Origin of the sequence: Methylobacterium sp. WL116 (assembly GCF_008039455.1) — a bacterium.
Lineage (GTDB): Bacteria > Pseudomonadota > Alphaproteobacteria > Rhizobiales > Beijerinckiaceae > Methylobacterium.
In genome coordinates, this window is record NZ_VRUV01000391.1 from 1 (window position 1) to 4333 (window position 4333).

Below are 4333 nucleotides of genomic sequence, written 5' to 3' on the forward strand. Positions count from 1 at the left end.
GCCGCACGCGCCGATGGGCCTGCGCGTCCCGATCGGCGCGGACGGGCGCGGGCCGGCGCTGCATGTCGAGCCGGAATTCCTCGACGGCTGGTACGAGATCCAGGACGAGGGCTCGCAGCTCGCCGCCATGCTGACGGGCGCCGGCGAGGCTGAGACGATCGTCGACCTTTGCGCCGGCGGCGGCGGCAAGACCCTGGCGCTGGCGGCAGTGACCGGGAACGGCGGTCGCCTGATCGCCACCGACGACGACCCGCGCCGCCTCGCGCCGATCCACGAGCGCCTGAGGCGCTCCGGCGCGAACGCGGAGGTGCGCACGCCCCGCGGCGGCCGGGTGCGCACGGACGTGCTCGCCGACCTCGACGGACAGGCCGACCGCGTGCTGGTGGACGCGCCCTGCACCGGCACCGGCACCTGGCGCCGCAACCCCGACGCGAAGTGGCGCCTGCGCCCGAACAGCCTTGCCGCGCGGGTCGCCGAGCAGGCGACGGTGCTCGACCGCGCCGGCCGTCTGGTGCGGCCCGGCGGCCGCATCACCTACGTCACCTGCTCGCTCCTGCCGGCGGAGAACGACGACGCGGTGGCCGGCTTCCTCGCGCGCGGCGCCGGGGCCTTCGCGGTCGTGCCGGCACGCGACGTCGCCGAGGCCCATGCCCCGGGCTTGGCGGAGACGCTGCGCTTCACCGCGCATGGGCTGCAGATGAGCCCGGCGCGAACCGGCACGGACGGGTTCTACGTCGCGACCCTGGCGCGAGCCGGCTGAGGATCGCAACCGCTCCGTCCAGCCGGCGTTGTCCGAGCGATTCCGAAGACACCGCAGGAGACCGATGGGCCTGGACCGGAGAACGCTCCTGGCTGCGACCGCGGCCGCGATGGCGGGGCAGGGCGCCGCGCATGCCCAAGCCCCGCCCAACCCGCCGGGCGAGCTGGTCCCGGCCCTGCCGCGGACGGCACCCGGCGCGCAGCTCCAGGTCATCGATCTCTGGCCGGGCGATCCGCCGGGCGGCGGCGAGGGTCCGGATCCGAACGGCTACCGCTTCGACGAGACGGCGCGCGGCGTCATCACCAAGGTCGAGCGCCCCTGCCTGCTGGTGATCCGGCCGGACAAGCCGAACGGATCGGCGATGATCGTCGCGGCCGGCGGCGGCTACCGCTTCATCGACATCGGCAACGAGGGCGTGCCCGTCGGCCAGATGCTGACGGCGGCCGGCATCACCGTGTTCCTGCTGATCTACCGGTTGCCCGGCGAGGGCTGGGACAACGGCCCCGATGCGCCGCGGCAGGACGCGCAGCGCTCGGTGCGGCTGGTGCGGGCGCAATCGACCGAGCTCGGCATCGATCCCGCCCGCGTCGGGGTGCTGGGCTTCTCGGCCGGCGGGCACCTGATGGGCGAGACCGCGGTCGGCAACCAGAACCTCTACCCGCCGGTCGACGCGCACGACGCCCTGCCGTACCGCCCGGCGCTCGCCGGGCTGCTCTATCCCGTCATCACCATGAAGGCGCCGTTCGACGGCACCTCCACCCGCCGCGTGCTCGTCGGCGACGAGGTCACCGAGGTCGAGATGCGGACCTACTCGGTCGACGTGCAGGTCCGCGCCGACACGCCGCCGATGTTCATGGCGCAGGCGATGGACGATCCGATCGCGGTCTGCGACCACGTGCTCCTGATGTTCACCGCCCTGCGCAAGGCGAAGATACCGGCCGAGATGCACCTGTTCGAGCGCGGCGGCCACGGTTTCGGGCTCGGGCCGCCCGGCACGCCGGTGGCGGCGTGGCCGAACCTGTTCCTCGCCTGGCTTCGCGTGCGCGGGTTCCTGGCGACGTGATGGTCACCGCGCGCTCGCGCCTCCGCCCGTGCGCCGAGGGGGAATCCCGTGCCCATGCGCGTCGTGAACAGGCGCGCGCGGCCCGCATGCGACGGCTGCGTTGCACGGCGCAATCGCCTCGTCTAACGCGAGAAGCATGAACACCGACCACGACAAGATCCTGATCGTCGATTTCGGCTCGCAGGTGACCCAGCTCATCGCCCGGCGCGTCCGGGAGGAGGGGGTCTATTGCGAGATCGTGCCGTTCACCAAGGCGGCGGAGGCCTTCGCCGAGACGCGGCCGAAGGGCGTGATCCTGTCGGGCGGCCCCGAATCGGTGACGAGCGACGCCTCGCCGCGAACCCCGCAGGTGGTGTTCGATTCGGGCGTCCCGGTCTTCGGCATCTGCTACGGCCAGCAGACGATGGCGGCCCAGCTCGGCGGCGAGGTCGAGGGCGGCCACCATGCCGAGTTCGGCCGCGCCGAGATCGAGATCATCTCGGAATGCCCCCTGTTCAAGGGGGTCTGGCACGTCGGCGAGCATTACCCCGTCTGGATGAGCCACGGCGACCGGGTCACCAAGCTGCCCGACGGCTTCACCACCGTGGCGATCTCGAAGAACGCCCCCTTCGCGGCGGTGGCCGACGAGGCCCGCAACTACTACGCGGTGCAGTTCCACCCGGAGGTGGCGCACACGCCGCACGGCGCCCTGCTGATCCGCAACTTCGTGCGCGACATCGCCGGCTGCTCGGGCGACTGGACCATGGGCGCCTACCGCGCCGAGGCGATCGCCAAGATCCGCGAGCAGGTCGGATCCGAGAAGGTGATCTGCGGCCTCTCGGGCGGTGTCGATTCGTCGGTGGCGGCCGTGCTGCTGCACGAGGCGATCGGCGATCAGCTCACCTGCGTCTTCGTCGACCACGGGCTGCTGCGCATGGGCGAGGCCGAGGAGGTCGTGCGGCTGTTCCGCGACCACTACAACATCCCGCTCGTCCACGTGCAGGCGCAGGACCTGTTCCTCGACGCCCTCACCGGCGTCAGCGACCCCGAGGAGAAGCGCAAGACCATCGGCCGCCTGTTCATCGACGTGTTCGACGCGGAATCGAAGAAGATCGGCGGCGCGGCCTTCTTGGCCCAGGGCACGCTCTACCCGGACGTGATCGAGAGCGTGTCGTTCTCCGGCGGCCCCTCGGTGACGATCAAGAGCCACCACAACGTCGGCGGCCTGCCGGCGCGCATGAACATGAAGCTCGTCGAGCCGCTGCGCGAGCTGTTCAAGGACGAGGTCCGCGTGCTCGGGCGCGAGCTCGGCCTGCCCGACGCCTTCGTCGGCCGCCATCCGTTCCCGGGGCCCGGGCTCGCGATCCGCTGTCCCGGCACGATCACGCCGGAGAAGCTGGAGGCCCTGCGCAAGGCCGATGCGATCTACCTCGACGAGATCCGCCGGGCCGGCCTCTACGACACGATCTGGCAGGCCTTCGCGGTGATCCTGCCGGTCAAGACCGTCGGCGTGATGGGCGACGGGCGCACCTACGACCACGTCTGCGCGCTGCGCGCCGTCACCTCGGTCGACGGCATGACGGCCGACTTCTACCCGTTCGACATGGCCTTCCTCGGCCGGGTCGCGACCCGGATCATCAACGAGGTCAAGGGCATCAACCGCGTCACCTACGACATCACCTCGAAGCCGCCCGGCACGATCGAGTGGGAATGACCCGGGTTTTTTCTGCTCGCATCGCGGCACGGCCGATCAGGGCTACGGACCCGCACATTATCTCTCTTGAGTCATGAAGATGGTGACCGGTCGATGAGGGACGGTTAATGCCGCTCGGCTAACCTTCGCGCCTCGCCGCCTCGGGTGGGGGATTGCGAACCATGACCGCCAGCAAAGCCGAACCGATCGGCGTCGACCCGGCCGGCCGGACGGCAGCGATCGGCCGCGACCTCGTCCAGACCCTCGTGTTCGCAGGTACGCTGCTCCTGGCGGCGTTCCTGCTCTTCGTCCTGCAGCCGATCTTCACCAAGCGCGTCCTTCCCGTCCTCGGCGGCACGCCCGCGGTGTGGTCGGTCGCGACGGTGGTGTTCCAGGGGCTGCTGCTCGCGGGCTACGCCTACGCGCATGCGACGACGCGCTGGCTTTCGCTGCGTGCCTCGGTCGCGGTGCACGGTCTCGTGCTGCTCGGCGGGGCGGCGTTCCTGCCGATCACGGTCTCGCTGGACGCCGCGGCGCAAGGCGGCGACGAGGCCGTCTGGCTCGTCGGCCTGTTCCTGGCCTCGATCGGCGCGCCGTTCTTCGCCCTGTCGGCGAGCGCTCCGCTGCTGCAGGCGTGGTTCGCCCGGTCCGGCAACGATCGGGCACAGGATCCGTACTTCCTCTACCGCGCCTCCAATCTCGGCTCGTTCTCCGCCCTGCTCGCCTATCCGCTGGCGATCGAGCCGATCCTCGGGCTCGCCGAGCAGACCAGGCTGTGGTCCGCCGGCTATGCCCTGGCCGCGGCCGCGGTCGCGGCCTGCGCGCTCGCCGCCTCGGC

The 4333-nt window shown here is 71.4% G+C and carries 3 protein-coding genes and 1 pseudogene; all 4 read left to right on the forward strand.

What is annotated here, in order from left to right; all coding sequences use genetic code 11:
- Positions 1-760 (forward strand): RsmB/NOP family class I SAM-dependent RNA methyltransferase (locus FV223_RS21145; protein WP_147728847.1); only part of this gene is annotated, 760 nt, incomplete at its 5' end.
- Positions 761-824: 64 nt separating this feature from the next.
- A complete protein-coding gene (locus FV223_RS21150; protein WP_147728848.1) occupies positions 825-1823 on the forward strand; it encodes an alpha/beta hydrolase in 999 nt (332 codons plus the stop codon).
- 136 nt (positions 1824-1959) lie between these two features.
- Complete coding sequence (gene guaA, locus FV223_RS21155; RefSeq protein WP_147728849.1) at positions 1960-3516, forward strand: glutamine-hydrolyzing GMP synthase; 1557 nt, start codon at positions 1960-1962, stop codon at positions 3514-3516.
- A 161-nt stretch (positions 3517-3677) separates the two neighbouring features.
- Positions 3678-4333 (forward strand): annotated as a pseudogene (locus FV223_RS21160) (hypothetical protein); the annotation flags it as partial.

Bases quoted from the DNA above. Each gene is read 5' to 3' on its own strand.
- FV223_RS21150 (WP_147728848.1), top strand. From the start codon at position 825: ATGGGCCTGGACCGGAGAACGCTCCTGGCTGCGACCGCGGCCGCGATG.
- guaA (WP_147728849.1), top strand. From the start codon at position 1,960: ATGAACACCGACCACGACAAGATCCTGATCGTCGATTTCGGCTCGCAG.